Annotated in this window: 21 protein-coding genes; 6 read left to right on the forward strand and 15 right to left on the reverse strand. The window is 38.7% G+C overall.

All coding sequences use genetic code 11. The annotated features are described in order from the left end of the window. Positions 1-85: 85 nt before the first annotated feature. The gene (locus tag H9I37_RS08185) at positions 86-1,234 is read right to left on the reverse strand and encodes a BMP family lipoprotein (RefSeq protein ID WP_187382004.1); all 1,149 of its coding nucleotides are present in this window, start codon (positions 1,232-1,234) and stop codon (positions 86-88) included. A gap of 65 nt (positions 1,235-1,299) precedes the next feature. After that, positions 1,300-3,531: a hydratase gene (locus H9I37_RS08190; RefSeq protein WP_187382006.1), complete on the reverse strand. Its 2,232-nt coding sequence runs from the start codon at positions 3,529-3,531 to the stop codon at positions 1,300-1,302. A gap of 526 nt (positions 3,532-4,057) precedes the next feature. Between H9I37_RS08190 and H9I37_RS08195 the strand changes: the two genes are divergently transcribed. Both H9I37_RS08195 and H9I37_RS08200 read left to right on the forward strand, forming a co-directional pair. Continuing rightward, positions 4,058-5,257, forward strand: a complete 1,200-nt coding sequence (locus tag H9I37_RS08195; protein ID WP_187382008.1) for an NADP-dependent isocitrate dehydrogenase — start codon at positions 4,058-4,060, stop codon at positions 5,255-5,257. Between the two features lie 65 nt (positions 5,258-5,322). Next, the gene (locus H9I37_RS08200) at positions 5,323-7,701 is read left to right on the forward strand and encodes a hypothetical protein (RefSeq protein WP_187382010.1); all 2,379 of its coding nucleotides are present in this window, start codon (positions 5,323-5,325) and stop codon (positions 7,699-7,701) included. Between the two features lie 23 nt (positions 7,702-7,724). Here the strand turns inward: H9I37_RS08200 and H9I37_RS08205 are convergent, their stop codons facing one another. Further along, entirely contained in the window at positions 7,725-8,570 is an 846-nt protein-coding gene (locus H9I37_RS08205) for a phosphoribosylaminoimidazolesuccinocarboxamide synthase (RefSeq protein ID WP_187382011.1), read from the reverse strand. 102 nt (positions 8,571-8,672) lie between these two features. Continuing rightward, positions 8,673-9,527, reverse strand: a complete 855-nt coding sequence (gene murI, locus H9I37_RS08210) for a glutamate racemase (protein WP_187382013.1) — start codon at positions 9,525-9,527, stop codon at positions 8,673-8,675. 232 nt (positions 9,528-9,759) lie between these two features. Between murI and H9I37_RS08215 the strand changes: the two genes are divergently transcribed. Then, positions 9,760-10,431, forward strand: a complete 672-nt coding sequence (locus H9I37_RS08215; protein WP_187382015.1) for a pentapeptide repeat-containing protein — start codon at positions 9,760-9,762, stop codon at positions 10,429-10,431. After that, positions 10,428-11,009 carry an MBL fold metallo-hydrolase gene (locus tag H9I37_RS08220; protein ID WP_187382016.1) on the forward strand — a complete coding sequence of 194 codons (582 nt, stop codon included), beginning with the start codon at positions 10,428-10,430 and terminating at the stop codon, positions 11,007-11,009. Before H9I37_RS08215 ends, H9I37_RS08220 begins: the two co-directional genes overlap by 4 nt. Here the strand turns inward: H9I37_RS08220 and H9I37_RS08225 are convergent. The 6 genes from H9I37_RS08225 to H9I37_RS08250 form a co-directional block, all read right to left on the reverse strand. Beyond that, positions 10,996-11,805 (reverse strand): type I phosphomannose isomerase catalytic subunit, encoded by an 810-nt coding sequence (locus H9I37_RS08225; RefSeq protein ID WP_187382018.1) that lies wholly within the window; start codon positions 11,803-11,805, stop codon positions 10,996-10,998. The genes H9I37_RS08220 and H9I37_RS08225 overlap by 14 nt on opposite strands. Continuing rightward, positions 11,805-12,713: a nucleotidyltransferase family protein gene (locus H9I37_RS08230; RefSeq protein WP_187382019.1), complete on the reverse strand. Its 909-nt coding sequence runs from the start codon at positions 12,711-12,713 to the stop codon at positions 11,805-11,807. The genes H9I37_RS08225 and H9I37_RS08230 overlap by 1 nt, the downstream gene beginning before the upstream one ends. A 36-nt stretch (positions 12,714-12,749) precedes the next feature. Then, positions 12,750-13,454 (reverse strand): purine-nucleoside phosphorylase, encoded by a 705-nt coding sequence (gene deoD / locus H9I37_RS08235; protein WP_187382021.1) that lies wholly within the window; start codon positions 13,452-13,454, stop codon positions 12,750-12,752. Positions 13,455-13,516: 62 nt separating this feature from the next. Beyond that, complete coding sequence (locus tag H9I37_RS08240; protein WP_255422524.1) at positions 13,517-14,101, reverse strand: chromate transporter; 585 nt, start codon at positions 14,099-14,101, stop codon at positions 13,517-13,519. Positions 14,102-14,117: 16 nt separating this feature from the next. Then, a complete protein-coding gene (locus H9I37_RS08245) occupies positions 14,118-14,687 on the reverse strand; it encodes a chromate transporter (RefSeq protein WP_187382023.1) in 570 nt (189 codons plus the stop codon). Positions 14,688-14,711: 24 nt separating this feature from the next. After that, positions 14,712-16,790, reverse strand: a complete 2,079-nt coding sequence (locus H9I37_RS08250) for a substrate-binding domain-containing protein (protein WP_187382025.1) — start codon at positions 16,788-16,790, stop codon at positions 14,712-14,714. Between the two features lie 47 nt (positions 16,791-16,837). Here H9I37_RS08250 and H9I37_RS08255 point away from each other — a divergent pair, with 47 nt between their 5' ends. Further along, positions 16,838-17,488, forward strand: a complete 651-nt coding sequence (locus H9I37_RS08255) for a response regulator transcription factor (protein WP_187382027.1) — start codon at positions 16,838-16,840, stop codon at positions 17,486-17,488. A 16-nt stretch (positions 17,489-17,504) separates the two neighbouring features. Here the strand turns inward: H9I37_RS08255 and malQ are convergent, their stop codons facing one another. The 5 genes from malQ to H9I37_RS08280 all read right to left on the reverse strand — a co-directional run bounded on the left by malQ (position 17,505) and on the right by H9I37_RS08280 (position 24,149). Further along, positions 17,505-19,085, reverse strand: a complete 1,581-nt coding sequence (malQ, locus tag H9I37_RS08260) for a 4-alpha-glucanotransferase (RefSeq protein WP_187382029.1) — start codon at positions 19,083-19,085, stop codon at positions 17,505-17,507. 212 nt (positions 19,086-19,297) lie between these two features. Beyond that, positions 19,298-19,732: a response regulator gene (locus H9I37_RS08265; RefSeq protein ID WP_187382031.1), complete on the reverse strand. Its 435-nt coding sequence runs from the start codon at positions 19,730-19,732 to the stop codon at positions 19,298-19,300. 20 nt (positions 19,733-19,752) lie between these two features. After that, complete coding sequence (locus H9I37_RS08270) at positions 19,753-20,235, reverse strand: chemotaxis protein CheX (protein WP_187382033.1); 483 nt, start codon at positions 20,233-20,235, stop codon at positions 19,753-19,755. A gap of 18 nt (positions 20,236-20,253) precedes the next feature. After that, on the reverse strand, positions 20,254-21,690 hold the full coding sequence (locus H9I37_RS08275) for a CheR family methyltransferase (protein ID WP_187382035.1): 1,437 nt from the start codon (positions 21,688-21,690) through the stop codon (positions 20,254-20,256). 8 nt (positions 21,691-21,698) lie between these two features. Continuing rightward, the gene (locus tag H9I37_RS08280; protein ID WP_187382037.1) at positions 21,699-24,149 is read right to left on the reverse strand and encodes a chemotaxis protein CheA; all 2,451 of its coding nucleotides are present in this window, start codon (positions 24,147-24,149) and stop codon (positions 21,699-21,701) included. 446 nt (positions 24,150-24,595) lie between these two features. On the opposite strand from H9I37_RS08280, the gene H9I37_RS08285 reads away from it, so the two are divergent. Beyond that, entirely contained in the window at positions 24,596-24,766 is a 171-nt protein-coding gene (locus tag H9I37_RS08285) for a DUF362 domain-containing protein (protein ID WP_187382039.1), read from the forward strand. Positions 24,767-24,792: the final 26 nt, after the last annotated feature.

Genomic DNA, 24,792 nt, shown 5'->3' on the forward strand with positions numbered 1-24,792 from the left:
GGATTGACCAATGCAAATGTGCATCCGTGTGATATGACTGTCTCTAAAAATTACAAAGCAAGCGAATAGTCTTTAGCTATGTAATTTATTTGATATTAGGATAGATGTTCAACGCAATTGAATGTGCAGGAACATTAGCGATATCGTTAGATATTGCAATTTTTCCTGAGAACACATCTTTTACAAGTGACTTGTACTGATTTACAGTGAAGTTCTTCATTGCCCATGTAGCAACAGGAAGTTCAACGAAGTTTGCTGCCAAATCTGTTCCTGAAACAAGGCCGAGACTTGAAACTTTTCCAGCGTATTCATCACCAAACTTTCCGTCAGCAATACTCTTAAGAGAAGCTTTTACAGTAGCACCGAGACCTTTCATTGCAGATGTTACACACATTCCCTCGCCATATTTGTTGATAAGGGCTGTCTGGTCAACGTCAACCCCGATTACTTTACCGTTAGTTTTAGCAGCTGCTTCACAAGCAGATGTCCAAATTCCACCACCGCAAGCGAATACAACTTCAACGCCGCGCTGCTGATACCAACCGTCCATAGCAGCTGTGATTGTCTGGTCGCCGTAGAATTGACCACCGTATACATATTCAACAGTTACTTTGTCAGAAATACCCATTTCGGCAGCAGCTTTTTCACATCCTTGAACAAAACCATAACCAAAGCGGATTACAGCAGGAACAGACATACCTCCCAAAAATCCAAGATGTCTGTATCCTTCTTTTACAGCTGCATAACCTGCAAAGAATCCTGGAATCTCTTCTGCATAAACAGCACAAAATGCATTTTTAGGAAGTTTCCAGTTAGATTTTCCGTTAGCTTCGGCAGCAGATGTAAGGTCAAATTCGCTTACATCGAGACCGATGAAATAAACATCGCTGTTGTCGTCAACAGTCTTTACGATTGCTTCAGAAAAAGCAAATCCCGGCAATACAAGTACATTGTATCCGTCCTGAATTGCGGCATTGATTGATGAAACACGAGCTTCTGTAGAGTCTCCAGACGGTTTGTAATACTTAAAGTCCAGTTTTTCTGACTGGGCATATTCCTTACATGCCTGATATGTTGTCTGGTTGAATGATTGGTCAGTGATATCTCCATAATCAGTTACCATTGCAACTTTCATTGTTGCTTTTTCTCCAGCACCATTTGCCTTCTTTGAGCAAGATACAAAAGATACAGCTGCGATAGCTGCAACACAAATTGTTAATACAAATCTCTTCATATTAAATATCTCCTTTTAATTTTTATTATACCCCAATCTATGAGTTTCCGCCACTTTAAAATAATTTAGCCCCTATAAAAGTTTATCAAACAGCCGGCAAGGATGATTTTTCGCTCATCATCTGTGAGTTCTCCTGTCGATAACTCAAATTCATTTACTTTTCCGCTCATCGTGACTGCATATACCTTTATAGAGGAAAGTTTTTCTTCTATCATTTTTTTTACATCAGGGATAAATATGTAGTCCCCTTTTGAAAATGGAATGTTTTTATCTCCGCCTTTGTAAACAAAAGGGAGCATTCCCCAGTTTATAAGATTTGAACGATATCGCTTTGTAGCATATTCGTTTGCGATGTTGGCAGAAGCTCCGAGCACTCGCTGACAAGAAGCAGCTTGTTCACGTGCAGAACCATCTCCGGGTTTTACGGCAAAAATTGTAGAGCCGACAGAGGCTTTTGAAATACGACCTTTCATATCGGCTTTTGCAGCATCGAATGCGTCAGAGACAAATTTAATCTCTTTTTTTACATCATCAGATAGATCGCGGACTGCTTTTGCCAGAACGACGTATTGCGGGTCTTTGCGGCTCAGCGTAAATTCTGCAAGACCGAGAGGATTTGAACGGAACGAAGAAGTTTCGCCTGACGGAATCAGTTCATCTGTTGTCGTCACAGGGTCGTGAATTTCACTCACAACTTTTACAAGCAGATCTTGTGAAAGCGGCTGCATTTTTGGCCAGTCTTTGATATTCGGTCCAAACTGGATTTCGACTTCAGGATGAGCAATGCCTTTTGAATCGTAAACGCGTTTTTCATAAATCGCTTTATCAAAAAAGTATTTTTTTCCACTGAATTCTGTATCGTATTCTGTACCGGCAGTGAGAAATCCTTTATTTGCAGCTGTTGCAGCGATTGAGCGGGCATCCATAAGAGCGACAGAAGAAATCTGACCGTTTTGAATCTTTGAGCCTTCTCTGTTAGGAAAGTTTCGCGTTGAATGGCGAATTGAAAGTGCTCCGTTAGCAGGAGTATCGCCAGCTCCAAAACAAGGTCCACAGAACGCTGTTTTTACAATCGCACCGGCATCTACAAGAGCACTGAACGCTCCGTTTTCCATAAGTGCCTTGTAAATCGGCATAGACGAAGGATATACATCGAGGAGGAATTTTCCGTTTCCTGTATCTTTTCCTTTTAGGATGTCGGCAGCCGCACATATATTTTCGTATCCGCCGCCAGCGCAACCTGCGATGATTCCTTGGTCTACGTAAAGTTTACCGTTGATAACTTTATCTTTAAGGGAAAAGTGAACTTTGTCGCCAAATGAGATTTTTGCGCGTTTTTCAGTTTCTTCAAGAAGCTCTATAAGGTTGTTGTTCAGTTCGTCGATTGTGTAAGCACAACTCGGATGGAACGGTAGCGCAATCATCGGGCGTATCTCACTCAAATCCAGTTCGATTGCTCCGTCGTAGTAAGCACCATCTGAAGGATTTATTTCGGAATAATCGTTTTCGCGTCCATGAACGGCATAAAACTCGCGAATTTTTTCGTCTGTAGTCCATATTGAAGAAAGGCAAGTCGTTTCTGTAGTCATCACATCGACGCCTATGCGAAAATCAGCAGAAAGTTTTTTGACTCCCGGACCGATGAATTCCATCACTTTGTTTTTGACATAACCGTTGGAAAAAACTGCTTTTATAATTGCAAGTGCAACATCCTGTGGGCCGACTCCTGCGACAGGTTCCCCTGTAAGATATACAGCTATGACACCTGGCATATCTACATCGTAAGTTTTTCCAAGAAGCTGTTTTGCAAGTTCTCCACCACCTTCACCTATTGCCATAGTGCCAAGCGCGCCATAACGCGTATGTGAATCAGAGCCTAGTATCATGTCGCCGCATTTTGCAAGCATTTCACGGGCAAACTGATGAATTACAGCCAGATGAGGAGGAACATAAATTCCACCGTATTTTTGCGCACACGTTAGGCCGAACATGTGGTCGTCATCATTTATTGTCCCACCGACAGCGCAGAGAGAGTTGTGGCAGTTTGTGAGAACGTAAGGGAGAGGGAATTTTTCCAGTCCAGAAGCGCGGGCAGTCTGAATTATGCCGACATAAGTGATATCGTGTGACGTGATTTTATCAAACTTGATTTTTAGTTTTGCGTCGTCACCGCTTGTGTTGTGTTTCTGAAGAATTGAATAAGCCATTGTCTTTTTTGAGCCGTCAGCGGCTGAACAATTGGCAGATTCATATAATTTTCCGTTTACAAGGTAAGCACCCTTTTCCCAAAGTTTCATTTTTTTACTCCAATTAAAAACTCCGCGTTAGCGGCAGTGCACGGAGGCACTGAATCAAAGTTTACACAGCGCAACGCGCTAAGTAAACTTTCGTGGTAAAAATTACAAGGATGTAATTTTTACCACACCTCCAATTAAAAACTCCGCGTTAGCGGCAGTGCACGGAGGCACTGAATCAAAGTTTACACAGCGCAACGCGTTAAGTAAACTTTCGTGGTAAAAATTACAAGGATGTAATTTTTACCACACCTCCCATTAAAAACTCCGTGTTAGCGGCAGCGCACGGAGGCGCTGTATCAGAGTTTACGTAGCGCGACGCGCAAGGTAAACTTTCGTGACAAAAATTACACGGAAGTAATTTTTATCACACATCCGTAATTTGTAGATTTTCAAATATTATCACATTGTGTTGTTTCAAACAATTATGGCTTTGATTTTATGATAAACAAATGACACCATCTCACAGCCGTTTGCTCTACACCGTCGTATTGTTATACAAAACTAAAATCACTATAATTTACATATTATGGCAAAAATCCAGATGAAAAACGCTATCGCGGAACTCGATGGTGACGAAATGACTCGTGTTTTATGGAAGGTTATCAAAGAAGAACTTCTTTTACCTTATGTCGATTTGAAAACAGAATATTACGATTTAGGTCTTAAGAGCCGAGATGATTCTGATGACAAAATCACTTACGAAGCTGCTGAAGCAATCAAACGTCTTCATGTCGGCGTAAAATGCGCTACAATCACTTCCAACCAAGCGCGAGTTGAAGAATATCACCTGAAAAAACTCACGCCTTCACCAAACGGAATTATACGAGCGGAGCTCGACGGAACTGTATTCCGAGAACCGATTTTTGTAAACAATGTGCACGGAACAGTTTCATGCTGGAAAAAGCCGATTGTGCTCGGACGCCACGCATACGGAGATGTCTATAAAAATTGCGAAATAAAATGCCCGACAGCCGGAAAAGCTGAACTTGTTTTTACAGGCACAGACGGAAAAGAAATCCGTAAAACTATCATGGATATGAAAGGACCGGGTATTATTCAAGGAATTCACAATTTGGACGAATCTATCGAAAATTTTGCGAAGTGCTGTTTTACATACGCTGCCAACAAAAAACTTTGTGTCTGGTTCGGAGCAAAAGATACGATTTCAAAAATATACGACGGAAATTTTAAAGAAATTTTCCAACGAGTATTTGATCAGGATTTCAAAAAACAATTCGACGATGCAGGAATTGAATATTTTTACACTTTGATAGACGATGCTGTTGCGCGCGTGATGCGGTCTGAAGGCGGATTTATGTGGGCGACTAAAAACTACGACGGAGATGTTATGTCAGATATGATCGCATCTGCGTGCGGTTCACTTGCGATGATGACGTCAGTTTTAGTCAGCCCTGACGGAAATTTTGAATACGAAGCGAGTCACGGAACAGTCCAAAAACACTATTACCGCTATCTCAAAGGTGAAAAAACATCAACAAACCCTGTAGCCACAATATTTGCATGGACAGGGGCGCTTGCAAAACGCGGTGAACTCGATGAAAATAAAGAACTTGTTGATTTTGCAAAATGCCTTGAAAAAGCTACACTTCAAACAATCGAAGAAGGTTACATGACTGGTGATATAGCTCGGATTGCAAGTCCAAAAGCAAAAAAAATCCTCAATTCATGGGAATACATCGCAGCGATAAAAGAACGCATACGTTGACTTTTATCATAACCTGCCGTAAACTTATCAGTGAGAATCAAATAAATGTTAGGTGGGATTAGAACATGACAAGAAACTATTTTAAAATATTTTTAATTGTTTTATCTATCCTCACATTATTAAACTGCTCAAATGCCGTAACAAACTCTCAATACGAGAACCAAGTTACAGGTTTCGATGTAACAACAGACACAAAACAAATCATAAAATTCAAAACTAAAGATGCAAAAGCGCTTGCCGTTACAGAACTTACGTCTGAAAACCAAAATAACATAATAAAAATCCGCGAAAACGGCACAACAGATTCTTTTATGGAAGTTCCTTCGGATTTGATTTTGTCTCCAATCTGCGAAATTGCAAAATCTCACTCGGAATCTTCAGGCGTAACTTATATTCTTTTTAACGAAACAGTTTCCGTTCCTTCTTCCGTTGAATATTCATATAAAGACGAAAAAGGCAACGTTTTGACAGCAGGCGTTCCTGAAAACTTCAAAATCGGGCAACTTTTGTGCGTTTTTGAAGACGGCACGTACGACGACGTTTTGTATGACAGCAAAAACAACAGCTGGAAAGATATAGACATTAAAGCCGATGGCAAAAACAATTTGGTGTTTGACAAACTTGGACACGTCTACTTTACAGTTATCAATTCAGGCAATTCTAACATGATTTACAAATACAGCCCTTTTGAAAAATCAATCGCAAAAATTACGCCTGCCATAAATGGTACGATTTACACAGATATAGATGTGAGCGATGACGGAAAATGGCTTTTTGCGACAACAAACACAGAAAAAAACTTTGAGACATCTAATGTTTTGCGTGCCATCAAGCTTTCAAACCGAGAAAATTATTCTACACTTTTTGAGATAAACGATAAGCTTTCATGGGCGTACTGCAATCTTCTAAACTGCATTTACTGTATTTCAGACGGAGCACTGTATCAGTATCCTTGTGAAAACGGCGCATTCAATCAGTCAGCTAAAAAAGAAATAATCAACGGAAACTTAAAAACTTTTGATTATAAAGATGCTCTATTTTCCCAGACAGGCTCAGAAGTAAAATACACTTTACTCGATGCAAACACAATCGATTTTTTCTATTATTTTAGCAACTCAAAAGCTGATAGCGTAAACACAAAAAACTTAACTGCATATCTTTTTGATAAAGCGTGGTTGTCGTTAAAAAAGACAGATTTACAGAAAGTAAAGAGAACTTACATAAATGAAGAAGGCAAAAAATACGATGCAGAATATTATCCCAACCTTTCTGAACGCTACGACATTCGTTTTGATGCTTTTAAAAATGTAAAAGGATTTGAAGAGCTAGCTGAAAAAACAAAAGATCTTAAAAATGAAGATGTGATAAACGCTTTGCTCAAAAATAATCTTTTAAAAATATTTGCAGAGCTTCTAGGAAGCGAACGCTACTCGAAAAAAACTGATTTTGAATCAAATCATTATTACGAAAACAACTTTTTTGCAGATGTTCTTTACAAAAAAGGCACATATAAAAAAATCACTCTTGATGAATTTTCTATTACAAAAAATAAGTTTTTTTCTACGCCTGGACTTGAGCAATCAGATATTTTCAACAAAGAAAAATCAGATAAAAAGATAATGACATGGAAAGCGGAATTGACTAAAAAAGAAAACGGTATTATCACTGTCGATCCTGAAAAAGTTTTAAAAACTCTCGCATCATACTGCTCTACTCCGGATATTGATTTTAGCCTAAAGGCATTCAAAGGCATTCCTGAATATTCAGAGCTTTACACAGAGCTTTCAAATGAAGATGCAGTTTTGTTCCTTGATTCATCAGAAAAAATCAGTTCCTTTTGCAATTTCATGGACAAAACATCTGATGATCTGAACAAAAACAGCAATATTCTCTCGCTGACGTGTTTTAAGAAAAATACAACTGAACCTGCTTACGTTTACAATAAACTTACATCGACAATCAACTGGAGAAAGGTATCTGACTTAAAATCTTTTAGGAAACGCCTTTATGCTGTTGAAAAAAAAGACAGTCCTTCTTCTCTTCTGTCAAAAAACTCTCAAAAGCTGATTGAAGTTTTTGATGAAAACGGAGAGCTTTCGTGCAAATATGTTGAATCAGTCAAAAACTTCGACATAGATTCTGCAATATTTTCCGATAATGGTTTTTATTTTGAATCATCAATTTCAAAAGGCTCAGATTCGCTTTCTTCACATGGACAGCAGTTAAAGTTCTACGATGTGCAGACAGATTCAGTCATGGAGCTTTTCAAAAACGTCGCTGCAAAAAATAATCTTGAAATTGTTTCTTTTTCGGAAAACAGAAATACCGTCTATTACAGCGGTCTCAACGGACACGAGGTAATAAACGGTAAAATCAATACACAATCACTCGATGCGCGTATTTTCAACATCAACAAAAAACTTGTGAAGATTGTTGTTTTATAAAAAGATTTCCATCACAATTTATTTTATTTATGGCACAGTTTTTTCTGACATTCCTTGTAAATTTCGCTTGTTTTAGCGACGATATCAGATGGAATAGCTTTGATTGATTTTTCACCGGCAAGATTATTTTCTTTGAGCCAATCGCGGATAAACTGTTTATCGTAGCTTGCAGGGCTTGTTCCGGTCTTATATTTAGACAAATCCCAAAAACGAGAGCTATCAGGTGTCAAAACTTCGTCACCAAGTACGAGGTCTCCGTTTTCATCAAGCCCAAATTCAAATTTTGTATCTGCAATGATTATTCCATTTTTGTATGCGTGTTCGTAGCATTTTTTGTAAATTGCCAAAGCAGTCTGCTCAATTTTATTTCCAAGTTCAAGTCCGATATCGTTTTTCATATAGTCGATCGTAACGTTGATGTCGTGACCTTCGGAAGCTTTTGTAGATGGAGTTACGATAGGCTCAGAAAGCTTTTCTGCTTGCTGATATGTTTTATCGAAACTGTGACCCAAAAACGGTTCACCTTTTTTATACGCTTCGTACATAGAACCGAACATATAACCTCGCACAATCACTTCGTACGGGATCATCTTAAGTTTTTGAACGAGGATTGTGCGTCCTTCGTATTCCGGTTTTTGAAATTCTTTTGGCATATCTTTTAAGTCGGAAGAGAGCATGTGATTTTTTACAATATCTTTAGTGTAATCAAACCAAAAATTTGAAAGTGCGTTCAACACCTTTCCCTTGTCTGTAATCATAGTCGGAAGAATAACATCAAACGCAGAAATTCTGTCTGTCGTCACAATAACCATGCGACCGTCTTCGAGATCATAAACTTCACGCACTTTACCAGAAATAATTTTTTTCATAAAAAACCACCTTATTTATTTTAAAGCACAAAAGCGCTTCTTTTTCACTTTAATAATCGATTAAACTAACGCAAGTGATTCCACAAGCTATTCAATCTCCAATTATTCGAGCAAACCGCGAAAAATCATTCCGTATTTGGAACAAATTACATCGTACTCTTCTCTGTCTTTTTTTTCAGAAAAACCGGTGATATATAAGGAGGGAGAAGTCTCTCCCTGGCTCGCACTTCGTTGCTCACCACCCTCTCTAGCGGGAGTGCCCACAACGCCCCTGTCATCATTAACAACACTAAGCGCTCTTCTAGCAACACCCTCTCTAGAATCAACGACAGCAATCTCATCTCCACAAACTTTTTGAATGATATCCGAAATATTCAAAAAATGGGTACAGCCTAAGACAATGACATCACAACCTTCATTTTTAAAAAAATCGACCGCAGGTTTTACAGCGCTCTCGATATCTTTTTTTTGAGCTGTAAAAGATTTATGTTCAATAAAAGAAATCAGTTTTGGGTCACCCCTAAGAATAAGCCTGCAGTCAGAAGCAAACTGTTCTTTAAGCTCCCGATTTAGAGGACTTTTTATAGTTGAATTAGTCGCCAAAAGCCCGATGCATCTTTTTTTTGAAATTTTACCTGCAAGTTTGATCGCCGGTACAGTCCCTACAAAAAGTGTATCAGGATAAGTTTTTCTGAGTACAGAAAGTGCATTTACAGAAATAGTGTTGCAAGCAACAACGATCGCTCGCGGATTAAACTTTTTTATGATTTGTCCGGCAATCGAAACAGCGCAACTTATCACTTGTTCTAAAGGTTTTTCGCCGTATGGGAAGTTTGAAGTGTCCCCTACATAAACACATGAGGAAGAAGGAAAAAGTTCTCTTAGTTTTGCAAGGTACGGGATACCGCCGGTGCCTGAATCAAGAAAAACAAAATCAACTCCGTAATTTACAGACACAATCCGCCTCCAAAAAGAGCATTGAATGAATCTTTGCGGCAACAACGCAACTTCCCCTACCTAGTTGACATTCTGCAATCATGTGAATTTCAGATATTTCAATTTGTTTGTGACAGTTCCGACAAAACATACATTAATATACAATTTTACATGCAATTTCTCAACTATGACAGTTTATATTGATTGCACAAATCTCATTGAAAAAACTAACTTTTCAAACTATAATTCAACTATGTTTACACAGAACAAATGTCTTGTTCACTATTGCCGGAATCTTGCGCTCTCCACAATCGATGAAAATGGAGAAATCTCGGACGATAAAAATTACTGTCTCGAACACATTCCGGATCCGGGCAAAGTGAAAGAGGATATTTACAACTATATCAGAACTCATGAAAAAATTATCGGACTGAATGCTTGCGGTTTAATTTTTTCTGATATCGATTTTACAAATAAAAAATTTTATGGATGCAATTTTACAAACTGCACTTTTGTGAACATAACTTCGCACAATGCGGTGATGAGGCTGTGCATTTTTGACTTTGCAATTTTCAAAGAATGCAACATGATCAAGAGCAACACACTTTTCAGTTCTTTTTCCGGTGCAACGTTTACGCACACTCTTTTTACTTCAAGCGAGATAATCCAAGACAATTTCAACGGGATAAAATCATATCAATCATCTTTTGACGATTCGGATCTCTTCAATTCGAGATTTATCAACGCTGACCTAGTAAACACATCTTTTAAAAATTGCAACTTAAAAAGAACGCTGTTTTACGGCATAAAAAAAGAAAATGTATCTTTCAAAATGTCTAACACCCGCGAGGCTCTTTTTAATTCTTCAGGAAGTGCAATCACTCTTGAGTTTGGCAATTCTATTGTTGATGGAGAAATTCAATGAAAGTGTACTTTCACCTAAATCTCAACGGCTTTTCAAATTGCTATATCGTGGTAAATGAAGAAATAAACGAAGCAATCATAATCGACCCGGGAGAGGTAAACGAAACGATAATTTCTAGGATCGAAGAAAACCATCTCAAACTTGCGGCTGTTTTAATCACGCACAATCACGGCTCTCATGTTGACGGATTAAAAACATTGCGCAAAATATATTCACCAAAAATTCTCGCTGCCGATTGGGAAGTTGCAGGAAATGACACGACAGTGCTCTCCGGCGACGGAAAAATCAGAATTGCGAAAATGATTGTGCGATATATGTCTTTGCCGGGACATACATCTGATTCTGTCGTTTATGAAATAGGAAATTTGATGTTTACAGGAGATGTTTTAAGTGCGGGGGAAATCGGCTCTACAAATTCAAGTTACTCTGAATATATTTTAAAATTAAATATAGAAAAGAAAATATTTTCTCAACAAGACAACTTAATTTTGATGCCGGGTCACGGACCTCCGACAACGCTTGGGGCAGTCAGAGCTCTTACATCAAATTTTAATCCGATGTCAATCAGCTTGCAGTGATTTTCATTATGCTCGCTTTACCTTCAACAGTGATTTTTTCGCCGGGCAGAACGGCGTAGATATCTTCCGGCGAGAGCTGTTTACCAGCTTTTTCATCGGAAGTTCTTATAACTGCTTTTTCGCAAGAGATGACAAAAAGCAGTTGCACAGCAGCAGGGAAATCTCCTTCAGGGGCTAACATGCTCCAGCCACCGTTTACATCAATCTTTTTTAAACTGAAGTATTTGCAGTTAAATTCTCCTGCAAACTGTGAGACGGGAGTCATCTTTTCGCATTTTATAACTGCGAGAGCTTTTTCAAGATGAACTTCACGTCCACGTCCCCAATCATAAATTCTGTAAGTCAAATCGCATGACTGTTGAACTTCAAGAAGTCTGAGCCCGGAACAGATAGCGTGTACAGTACCGGCAGGAATATATATAAAATCACCTTTTTTTACATTGACAAATTCCAGATATTGTTCAAGTTTATTCTCACTGATCGCTTTTGCAAGCACTTCTTTTGAAAAACCATTTTTAATTCCATATACGATTTTTGAATTTTCTTCAGCATCGAGAACATACCAACATTCGGTCTTTCCGCGATTCCCTGCTCCTTCAAGTTTTACAGCGCAGTCATCATCAGGGTGAACTTGAATAGAAAGCTTATCATTTGCCTGAATAACTTTTACCAGCAGAGGATAATCTCCTCTACAAATTTCTTTAAAGTCATCTTGACATGCTATTTGATGCGTAGACGCCAGCCAAAGTTCATATCCCCAGATTTTTTCCAATTTTACTGCGTTCAATTTAAGCATTATTTTTCCCAAAGTTTTTCAGGATAATAACCTGTATGAATTTTTTTAGAGATTTCATCTTTTACAATCAGGCGGTCTTGTGGGTACGTCATCCCAAACCAAGTCTCTTCCGATGTGAAAAATTTGATAATTCCTTCGTTGTGTGAAATAATATCGCTTGCGGCAACAGGAAGAAGAGCTTCTGCTTTTTGCGAAGTCGAATTGGTTTTTATAAAGTTTTCCCAGTAAGCATGAAATTCGTCGAACGCTTTGAGGCTGAATCCAAAAAAGTTCATGCTGACCCACTCTTTTCCGGTAAACTGATTTTTTACTCCATCAACTTCAGAGATAATTTTATCGTCTTCGTAATAAATCTTAAGATTTTCAACAATGCTCTTCAGTTTTCCATCTTCTACAGTGCATACGCCGCGGCTTACTGACCCACTGCGGCTCATCGTATTTCCGAGAACGTAGCCGACCATCGCATGTTCGCGGCTCATCAAATCGATTGAAGATAAGTGTTTCCCAAGTACTTCAAACGCTTGTCGCCCATAGTAGTCATCTGAATTAATCACCGCAAAAGGAGTTTTGATTGCTTTTTCTGCACATAGCACTGCATGAGCTGTACCCCAAGGTTTTTCGCGTCCTGCAGAATCTTTTATCTGCTCGGCGGTCAAAAGAGACTCATGCTGCTGAAAAACATATTCGGCATCAAAATTCCTTGAAACCCTGTCAAAAAGTCGTTCACGAAATGCCTGTTCAATATCTTTACGGATGATAAACACGACTTTTCCAAAACCACTCCTCATTGCATCATAAGTCGCAAAATCAAGAAGACATTCATCGTTGAGCCCAACTGCATCTATCTGTTTTACACCACCGTAACGGCTTCCCATCCCTGCCGCAAGAACTAGCAATGTCGGTTTCATTTTTTAATCTCCCAAATATATAAAAATCATATAAAACTATAAACTTGTCATAGTCTCAAGCGCTAGCTTCATCATGTCTTTAAAAGTAGTCTGGCGTTCTTCGGCAGTTGTAGCCTCTCCAGTTATGATGTGGTCGCTTACAGTGAGAATTGCGAGTGCGTTCCGTTTAAATTCGGCGGCAAGCGTATACAATTCGGCTGCTTCCATTTCAATGCCGGCAGCACCGTATTTTTTCCAAAGCTTCCAATTTTCGTTCGCATCATAAAAACGGTCGCTCGAAACACAAGGTGCGACAACTGTCTTTAAACCGAGTTCATTGGCTTTGTTATATGCAGCATTTAGAAGTTTAAAAGAAGGAACAGGACTGTAATGCATAAGTCCAAACCTTTGACTCTGGAGCGAAGAATCTGTACAGGCACCATTTGCAAGAATTATGTCGCGGAGTTTTACATCTTCGCTGATTGAACCACAAGTTCCGATTCTTACAGCATTTTGAACTCCATAAAATTGAAAAAGTTCCTGAACATAGATAGAAAGAGACGGCTGCCCCATTCCAGTTCCCTGCACAGAAATACGTTTTCCATTGTATGTACCGGTAAATCCGTACATTCCACGAACTTCATTGTAGCATTTAGCATCTTTCAAAAAGTTCTCAGCGATAAATTTTGCACGCAACGGATCACCAGGAAGCAAAACAGTCTGTGCGATTGCTCCTTCAGGAGCGTTAATATGTGTACTCATAGGCTTAATTATATTCTAGTTTTGTAAATTTTGAAAGGGTGAGTATTGAATTAAAATCCATCTTACAAAAATACAATCCCGAAAGCAGCACCTAAAATAATTATAAATATCGGATGAAGTTTAAACTTGAACAATAAAATTACAAAAAGCTCGTACGCTGCGACGCTTTTCCATTCAAACAGATTTTTCCATGTATCGAGTTTTGCTAAATCTACGAAAGCTGTTGGAATGTTGATTAAGGTGAATGTGATTACCTGAACGACAGGAACGAGCACGAGGCCTGTTGTGATCGGGCGCAAAAACTCGAGCGTACATTTTACAAAAGGATTTGAATTAAAAGATTTTAAGAACTTCGCAATTATCAAAATGATGATTATAGAAGGGGCAACTTGGAACAGCGTGACGATGATTCCGCCGGGCACACCGTAAAGATGATAACCGATATATGTCGCCATATTTACTCCCAAAGGTCCCGGTGTGCTTTCGGAAATTGCGACCATGTTGTAAAACTGTTCCTGTGTGATAAGTCCATTAGCGACGATTGCCTGCTGCATCAATGTAATTGCAACAACACCTCCGCCGATTGTAAAAAGCCCTATGTTGAAAAATGTGATTCCAAGTTTTAGCAATCCGAGTATTTCCATCATCTATTCCTTATCTTCCTTATCTGATTTTTTTCATTTTTTTTTGATTTATAAAAGCGATTATGCAGCCGATGACAAGTGATCCGATGATGATCCAGTACGACTGAACTTTCAGAAAATAAATTAAACTGAATGAAACAAGCATATAGAGGACGTGCCATATATTTTTGATTGTCTTTTTAGCAAATTTGTAAATCACTGAAGTCAGCAAAGCGGCAACCGCAACGTTTACGCCTCTCAAAGCTCTTTGAACAACAGGAAATTCGTCAACAGAATCAATCAGATTGGCAAGAATCATTATTATCAAAAGTGAAGGAGAAATTACGCCAAGTGTCCCGATAATTCCACCAATGATTCCCATGCGCTTATATCCTACAAAAGTCGAAACATTTACGGCGATTATTCCCGGCGTGCTTTGCCCAATCGCATAGTAATCTATCAAATCTTCTTCTGTAATCCAATTGCGCTTATCTACAAGTTCACGCTGCATCATAGGCATCATCGCTAGTCCGCCGCCAAAAGTAAATGCACCGATTTTTACAAATGCAATGTAAATATCTAAAAGTTCTCTTAATTTTCCTTTTGCCATATTTCCGCCTTATTTTTTTTCATCTTATTTATTTTTTGCCCGCCATGAAATCAAGACACAAGTTCCAAAAGGCTTATTTTGATTTATAAAAAATTTCGCGCCAATTTGATTTGCTCTGTATTCCATAGAGTTGAGCCCGAGCCCTTTTCTTCCTTCATTGCTATTATTTACAAAACCAATTCCATCGTCAATTATGCTGACTGAGATTTTTTTATCTTCGGAAAAAACGCTGACTGTCACATTTTTTGCTTTGGAATGCTTCATCACGTTGTGCAACGCTTCTTGGATAATCCTGAATGTATTTAGCTTTTCGATTTTGCTGAATTTAACATCTTTGTGCACAGCCCATCTGTAATCGCATTTAATTCCTGACTGATTTTCAAAAGTATTGCAGAGGTTGCTGAGCGCATAGTTTATTCCAAGGCTTTCAAGCTCTACAGGATAAGAGTTATGAGCATACTGACGCGCACGCGAAAGTGTTTCACCAATCAGTTCCGCAAGTTCAATCATCTGACTTTTTTCAACAGCAGAATCCTGATTTGAATAACTTCTGCAAAGCATAGAAATTCCTGCAAGCCGCTGACAAATATCGTCGTGAAGGTCGTTGCTGAACCGCTGACGCTCGATTTCGGAGATTTTCAGAACTTCCGCTTCAACTTTCATACGCTTTGTATTCGCTTCCACAAGTTCTTTCGTCCGTTTATTGACTTCCTTTTCAAGCTCTTCAGAACGTTTTTTTCTTTCTTCCGAAACTGTTATTCTGTTTAAACAATGTGAGATGTTTATCGCAATTGAGCTCAAATAAGGCAGCACTTTTTCATCCGCATCATAAAGAGAGCAACCAATCAATTCGTTTCCGACAGAAAGATATTTAACAATAAAAGACTGATTTGATTTTTTTTCACTGCCTATATATTTTCGATAAAATTGTCCAAGCGACATCTTTATCTCCCTGTCAAATTCGTAACATTCAACTCCATTTTTGCGAACGTAAAGCGGGTCTACGAGAATGCTTTTGTGATTTTCAGTAATTTTTTTCTTTTTTCCGTTTGAAAAACGAAGCATACAAAAGTTATTTACATTGAATTGCTCCATGTTGTTACGAAGCACATATTTTAATCCGCCGAGAGTCTCTTCGCAGTTTATCTCCTGCCCGACATGGCTCACCATCCTTAGCATAGTCTCTGAAAAAAAGCAATTAGATTGCATCTTAAGAAACTGATCTTCTTTCGAATAAAAATCATCATCTTCGCAGCAACCACAGGAACGCCTGTAAACAATGCGAGAACCGATATATTTTTCATCTTCAACATGTCTACATTCAATCATCTGTTTTAAAAGCTCAACAGATTTTTGCCCTATTTCATCGAGCGGCTGATGGATTGTCGTGAGAGGTGGGATTTCAAAACGCGCCTGAGGAATATCGTCGAATCCGGTCACAGCGCATTCTTGAATATTCTTATCATTTCTGTTCATCTTAAAATATTTATAGACGCCGAGCGCCATGTTATCATTCGCACAAACGACAACATCGGGAGACTCTTTTTTTTCATTCATGTATTGTTCCATCACCTGAATTGCAGAAACTGCTGTAAAATTCCCCTCTTTGCAGACATAAGTCAAATCAGGAAAACTTGATTTGTGCGACTCAATCGCTTTCTTAAAAACGGCTTGTCGATTGATTGCGTCAGGATGTTTTTTTGCACCGTTGATAAACAAAAACTTTTTGTATTTGTGTTCTAAGACAAGATGGTCTACAAGTTTTTTCATAGAATCATCGGTTTTGATAAGAAGAGACGGAACACCTTTGACTTTTTGACCGACGGAAACGACCGGGATGTCGCCCCAAATTTTCTCCAAGTCAGATTTTTTTACAATGTTTGAATTATCGACAATTACAGATGTAAGAATGATAATTCCGTCAATGTCAAAAACCTCTTTTCTGGGAAAGCGAGTGATCAACTTGTCTTCAGCCAGTGCATTGTATTCCAGTTGAAAGCAGATAAGTTCGATTCCAAACTCAGCTGCACGTTTGATAACTCCCTTATAAACAGAAATTTGATATTCCTCATCGAGAAGATTTAATACTAATCCAATTCTCATATATAAATATTATACATTTAAATTAAATTCTGTGGTATTGTAATGATATGAGTTATAAAGTAATTATTATCGATGATCATCCTCTTTTTAGTCGTGGACTTGCTCAACTTATTGAAACACAACGCGAATACAATGTTATCGGAATTGCAAAAGACAGAAACGAAGCATTGACCTTTTTAAACAACGAAACTCCCGATCTTTCAATTGTAGATTTAAATCTTGGGCAGGAAGACGGTCTTGAGCTTATAAAAGATATCGTCGTTATTCACCCAAAATCTAACATTCTCGTCATCTCCATGCACGATGAACGTTTTTATGCAGAGCGAGCGTTAAAAGCTGGCGCAAAAGGCTATATCATGAAAGAGGAAGCCGAGTCCCATGTTATCGATGCAATAAAAACTGTGACTAAAGGCGAAATCTACCTCAGTGACAACGAAAGAAACAGATTAAAAGAAATTTCTGAAGATGTAAAAAGCGGGTTAGAACACCCTGATGCGATTTCAACTCTATCTGATCGCCAACTCCAGATATTCACATTGATAGGAAAAGGGCTCGGCACTGTAGAAATCGCAAAAAAATTAAATTTGAGCATCAAGACAATCGATACCCATAAAGAAAATATTAAGGCGAAACTACACTGTTCGTCATCTGCCGAATTACGACAGATGGCGATTGAGTGGACAAACAAAGCTGTTTAGAAAGCTGTTTTCTGCTTTACAGATTTCTTCCGTAGAGTTCCGAAAAGAAAGTAAGCATTTTTGCGTCGCTTGACTTAAAGTCTTTTTTATCCATCCTCCAAGTCCAGTTGCTGCCTGTTGTTGCAGGAGTATTCATCTTTCCTTCGTTACCGATTCCAAGAATATCTTGCATAGGGATAACTGCATAAACCGCATTGGAAGATATTACCGATTTTATAATTTCTTTTCTAAGCGCCCCTGATTTTACAAGGCTTTTTGCTTTTTCTAAAGAAAGTTCTTTGCCTTCAATGTACTGGGCAACAAGCAAAAGTTCTTGCTCATTTAGATTTTCTAGCCAGCCTTGCATTGTGTCATTGTCATGTGTGCCTGTATAGACAACGCATTTTGAAGAATCATACATGTGTGGCAAAAAGCAGTTTACCATTCCGTTTTCGCGAGCTTCATCTGCGCTAAAGCCGAACTGGAAAACTTTCATTCCAGGCAATCCTGCGTTGTCTCGCAGCTCACGAACTTCATCTGTTATTACTCCGAGATCTTCTGCTATAAACGGCATGTCTCCAAGTTTCTTTTTTATAGTTTTAAATAAATCGTCGCCAGGGCATTTTACCCATTTTCCATTTTTTGCAGTTTTTGCATCTGCAGGGACAGACCAATAAGCTTCAAATCCGCGGAAATGGTCGATTCTAAGGACATCGACAAGTTCAAATGCACGGCGAATTCGTTTTATCCACCATGAATAGCCAGATGTTTTCATTTTATCCCAGTCGTACAGAGGATTCCCCCACAGTTGCCCATCAGCACAAAAATAGTCAGGAGGAACACCCGAAACGCAAACAGGTCGTCCATCTTTGTCGAGTTGGAAAAATTCCTGATTCGCCCAAACATCAGCACTGTCAGGAGCGACAAAGATTGGAATATCTCCTATCAGTTTGATTCCTGAATCATTTGCATACGATTTTAACTCTTTCCACTGAACATCAAAGAAAAATTGAATGATTTTAAATATTTCAATATCGTCCTTGTGAGATTTTTTCCATTCGGCAACTGCATCTTTTTCACAGCGTGCAAGAGAAGTCGGCCAAAATCTGTTCCACATTGAAGATTCAGGTTTTTCTTCTTCTGCTTTTTTGTCATAGACAGACTTTATGCTCATAAAGACAGCATACATATCTAGCCAAGCTGATTCTTTACAGAATAATTTGTACTTTTCTTTATCTTCAGCCGATGCATTTTCAACAAAATAAATTGCACATTTTTTTAAAACAGGCATCTTCCACCACACGACTGCACCAAAATCTATTTTGCCTGTCTTTTTTATATATTCAGGTGGCGCTATCTCTTTTTTATCTGCCCAGCCTTTTAATGCAAGCTGCTCCAAATCTATAATCAAAGGGTTTCCTGCAAAAGTTGAAAAAGATGCATAAGGAGAATCTCCATATCCGGTCGGACCTAATGGGAGAATCTGCCACAAAGACTGATCAGCTTCGCAAAGCCAATCGATAAATTTAAATGCTTGCTCACCAAGCGTTCCAATTCCAGGAGTGTCCGGCAATGAAGTAGGATGCAACAATATTCCGCTTCGTCTTTTAAAATCCATAAAAACCTCGATGGGGCAGCCTCAATTTTTATAACAAACCCCATTAAACTTTATCACACTATTTTATTTTTTTCCATTTAATAATTCTTCATTGTATAATACAGGTGTGAGACTATTCATCTATACTTTGCAGATTTGTAAATATAAAATTTAAATAAAAAAAAGCTGCCACAAATGATTTTGGGCAGCTTTTAAATAACAAAATTACAACACTACTGCAAAACTTTAGCGATGCGTTCAAGAACCTTTTTGCGGTCAAGAGGCTTTACGATATAGCTTTTTGCTCCTGCCATCAAAGATTTTTTTACAAGCTCTTCTTTACCGAGCGCCGAAACCATTACAACTTTTGCATTTTTATCAAAAGCCATAATCTGTTCAAGAGCCGAAATACCGTCGAGTTTTGGCATAGTGATATCCATTGTAACTAGATCCACATTTGGGCAAAGTTCTTTGTATTTATCAACACCTTCTTTTCCATCAGCAGCTGTAGCAACTACCTCGTACCCTTCGCTAGAAAGAATCTGACCGAGCTGTTTTGCAACGAACATTGAATCATCTACAACCAATACTCTGAAAGAAGTGCCGTCGTCTTTTCGTCCCTCAGGCGGACGTTCATTGATTGTTGGATAATCTTGTGTAGTTTTCATTTTTTACTCCTTTAGAATAATTAGTTACGTTCTCTTATAGAAACGTTTACTTCAATTTTACCACAGTCAGAAATAAGTGGAACTATCAATGCTTCAACACTGTCGTTTGTGCCACCGAGTGCAGCAATTTCCATCTTCTGACCAACAAATAAAGCTGGTGGAGTCAAATCAAATCTGAATCCAAGCTCATGTAATTTTGTTACAGCCTGAGCCGTAATAAGGTTTGCAAGTTCACTTATTGTAGCTTTTGCTAAATCATCAAATTCCGGTAAAGACTCACCGTTCATTGCCGACGCTATATTCAAAGCAGTTTCCATAGTCATATCAAAAAGAACACGACCCTCAACATCACCTGCAAGACCGACCAATGCAGCTACACCCATAACAGGCATTGCAGTCGATTTCAAATACAAATCACCGCGTTTTACTTCTGCACCACCAAGAACTTCTTGCAGTACACGAAATGAAGTTTCAACAAACGGGTTAATATACTCTACTCGCATTTTAATCTCCTAATATCTTTAATCCCTGCTGTACGCAACAAGCGTACCAACGGTTTTTTCACCAAAATTAAACGATGCCGGCATTGCTTCATTTTCACCGATAATCGCTACGGCATTTCCTTTCATCTTTTCCAGAAAGTCAGCGACAACAACTTCCTGAGAAGATTCGTCCATCAAAGAAAGTATATCTCGAGCAAATATAACATCGACCATTGGCAATGCATTTGTGTTTTTACAGTCATGATATTCAAACATTATACTGTCTTTTATTTCTTGATTAAAAGTATACTCACCATTTGCCTTTTTTGTCAAATATGGACTGTACCAATCAGATACAAGACTAGACGGAACGCTGAGAAGCCCTGCATTTGAAACGTTGAGCAAATCGATATCCTGTGCATAAATTCTTATTTTTGCATCCGGATAACGTTTTTTCAAAATGCACGCAAGGGAATATGTTTCCATTCCTTTACCGCAGCCCGGATTCCATACGACAATTTGCTTCGCTGAATTGTCAGGAAAAAGTTTCTCGACACTTTCTGCGTATTCTTTTGACCACCATTTTTCACTAAAAGCTGACCAAAACGGTTTTAAAAATTCATCTGCATCTGCGGCATTCTGAATCTGAGCTTTATCTTTACCACGAGATTTTTCCCATTCCGAGTACCTGTGATTGACCCATGATTCATTTACAGACGTCACATTGAAATTTTTATAAGAAAGAAGAGATTCCTTTATAAACTTAAGGTTTATATTTTCAGCCTGTTCAGGTTCCGTCTTTGTGATTCCTGCAATAAGTTGTGCAGGAGTTTTTTCAGTTCCTGCGGCAGCCCCCCCCGTCGCACTTGCATTTACAGCAGTTGGAGTGCCAGCGGATGGCTTAGCTGTGATCACTTTGTGAGCCTGTGGATAAGAAAGAGCTGTTTTATTATTCTCGAAAGTATCTTTTGAAGAAAAAATTCTTGTGATGTCCAGTAAAATATAAAGTCTGTTATTGCTTTCAACAACACCGTCGATATATTTAATGCTGATATCGCCGAACAAAGGATGTGGCGGTTGAATTGTACTCTTCTGAACTCCGATTACTTTATCGATTTTATCTACAACAACCCCAAACTTTTGATCATCAACAGAAAGGATAAGCATATTCTCAAGCTTATTGCCCTCTCGCGGCGGAACTTCAATATTAAAGAAAAGTCTAAGGTCAAGAATTGGAATGATTTCTCCACGAAGATTATATACACCAAGTACAAAAGGCAAAGTATTTGGAACGTAAGTAAAATGCCCTGCTTTTGCAATCTCTTTTACATGCATGATATCGATAGAATAATCTTTATCTGCAAGCGAGAATGTCACCATTTTAAAATCTATTACTGTTGCCGTTTCTGTTTTATCTTGCGCCTGTGCTGCCTGAACAGCAGTGGTCGTAACTACGGTTTCATTTTCTGTACTCATAAGAACCTCTACTCTTCATATTCAGCCTGCTGTTGCGCAAGCAATTCCTGTTTAACACCAAGCTCAAGAAGCTGGCTTACATCAATAATCAAAGATACAGAACCATCTCCAAGTATTGAAGCACCTGCGATTCCTGGAGAACTTGTAAATTTGTCTTTCAGCGGTTTGATTACAACGTCTTCTTCTCCAATCAGAGCATCCACCATAACACCGATTTTCTTTTCTTGAGAACCGACTATTACGATGTAACACTGGTCAGATTGATTCGATTCTTTAATGCCGAACAAACGCGAAAGTCTCAAAACGCTGATAACTTCATTGCGGACATTCATAATCTCGTAGTTGTCTATATGATTTATCTCCGAAATATCGATACACTGACTTTCAATAACGTTCGCAATAGGGATTGAATAAACCTCTCTTCCAACTCTAACAAGCAATCCCTGAATGATGGCGAGAGTGAGTGGCAATTTAATTACAAAAGATGTTCCTTTATTTTTTGCCGAGTTTATGGAAATCGTTCCTTTGAGGTTGTTGATCATTGTTTTTACAACGTCAAGACCAACACCTCTTCCTGAGATGTTTGTAATTTTATCAGATGTAGAGAATCCCGGAAGCATTATAAGGTTGAACGCGTCTTGGTCTGTAAGAACTTTATCAGGATGAATAAGACCTTTTTCGATTGCTTTTTGTTTGACCTTTTCAACATCAATTCCAGCCCCATCGTCTTTTACTTCTATTACAATCATGTTGCCTTCATTAGATGCTCTTAGTAGAACCGTGCCTGTCTCAGGTTTACCGGCTGCTACACGCTCTTCAGGTGTTTCAATTCCATGATCTACAGAGTTTCGGACGCAGTGCATGATAGGATCAAGCAAATCTTCAACAACAGATTTATCGAGTTCCGTATCTTCTCCCTCAATTACAAGGTCGATTTTTTTGTTCAAGTTGCGCTGCAAATCGCGTACGACACGTGGGAATCTGCTGAAAATCTGATTGATTGGAACCATTCGGATCTTCATTACACCTTCCTGCAAGTCTCCTGCGATTGTGCCAAGGTTTTGCGTATACGAACGGAATTTTCCTGAAATTCCTTTTGCTTCCGATTCGTATTCATCAAATATGCTGCTCAAGCCTCCGTATTCGTTAATAATATTTTTTCTTACTTCGGTTGGAGATGCTCCGCCTTTTACCTGCTCAAAATATTCAGGAAGCCTATCAAACAAGTTGTGCAATTTTTCTTTGAACTCAATTTCTATAGACTGGAAATGAGAAAGTCCGTTTGCGTTTTGCATAGCGAGCTGGTTGAAAGAAGCTTTGTTGATAACAGCTTCCGACACGAGGTTCAAAAGGTTATCGATACGGCGAGAATCAACCCTAAGGATTGAACTTTGCTGTGCGTGCGTAGCGGCATCTTTTTTAACTTCAGTTTTTTTATCATCGGCATTATTGCCCTCAGATGTTGGAGTTTCAGAGGATTCCGTTTTAGTTGCGCTATCAGTCGTTGCATTTGCCTGAACATTTGAAGCATTTTCAACAGGAGCGCTGGCGGCTGAAGTACTCGGAGTCGGAGCTGCATTTGCAGAAGCCGCTTGATTTGACTCTGCTGAAGCAACAGATTTGTCGTTTTTTGTTCCTGTCGTATAGTCTTCTAGCAAGTGAGCATCAGTGACAAGCGTTACATCGCTTAAAAATGAAGCATCTTCAAGTTGCTCCGTATTCGATTCTGTTGCGATGTAATAAAAAACAGTCTCGTAGAACTGATCTTCATAAAGTGCGTCAAAATCGGGAACTGTTTTTAGAACGTTTCCTACTGCTTTTAACGCAGCGAATACTTGAATGCCACCGACTGTGTTCATTGGGTTATTTTCATCAAATTTTACAGCGACGCACCAGAGTTTCTGATTGCCGGAACACGTATTTTTAAGTTCATTGAAATCATCTTCAGTGATTTCGGGAAGAACAATTCCCTGCTGTGCCGGAGCCGGAGCAGGAGATGCCTGAACACTCGGTTTTGCAGGAGTCGGAGTTTGAGGTTTTGTAGCAGTTTTTTTGCCTTCTTTTTGAGGGATATATGCATGAAGTTTGTTTTCAATTCCTTCGATATTTTCCGAATAAACGCTGCCGTTTTGCCTTGCTTCGAGCATTGCTTTAATTACGTCGATCGATGTAAGGAGGATATCGACAACATCTTCATCAACTTTAAGTCTGTCTGAACGTATTTCATCAAGTACATCTTCGACTTTGTGAGTAAAATGTGAGAGTTCCATCATTTCAACAGTAGCTGAACCGCCTTTGAGGGTATGCGCAGCGCGAAATATCTCGTCTATAGCTTCATGATTTGTAGGATCATTTTCAATTACGAGAATATTGCTTTCAAGCTGTTCAACCTGCTGCTCTGCTTCTGCGAAGAAGTCTTTTAATAACTCTTCGTTATTTGGATCAAGATAATCACTCATATAAAACCATTATATACCGAAAACCACAGATATCAAGGGGAATTTTATAATCCATATAGTTTACATTTATTCAACAAAAACAAGAATAAGAACTCATTGTTTGAATTTTGCTGTAATTCCCGCTATCTATGCTGCCGACGCTGACAAACTTTAAATTCCGCCCGCATCGGCATCAATCATTGTAAGAGCTGTTCTTTCAGATTAATTCCAAAAAAAGCCATTACACCCATTTTCGACAGTTATTCGCATAAGCTTGGATGCTACACCGATGACTAGCATGAAGAAAATCTATATAGTTCTTTTTGGATTTGCGAAAACTGTCGAACATTTTATAGCTGCTGCATGCATTATACTTAATTAAAATAAATATTCAAATATTTATTGCGATTTTTCCCATTGATGTATGATTTATCTTAGAATTCTTAAAAATAAAAATAGGAGCGATTATGGCATTTAGAATTACAGAAGATTGCGTAAACTGCGGAGCTTGCGAACCGGATTGTCCTGTTGGAGCAATTGCAGAAAAAAGTGATGCTCGCGTTATCGATGCAGAAAAATGCATCAGTTGCGGAGCATGTGCTAGCGTATGTCCTTCAGAAGCAATTGTAGAAGAATAATTTGTTTTTAACAAAGCAAAAAGGGC

Source organism: Treponema sp. Marseille-Q3903, assembly GCF_014334335.1.
Taxonomy (GTDB): domain Bacteria; phylum Spirochaetota; class Spirochaetia; order Treponematales; family Treponemataceae; genus Treponema_D.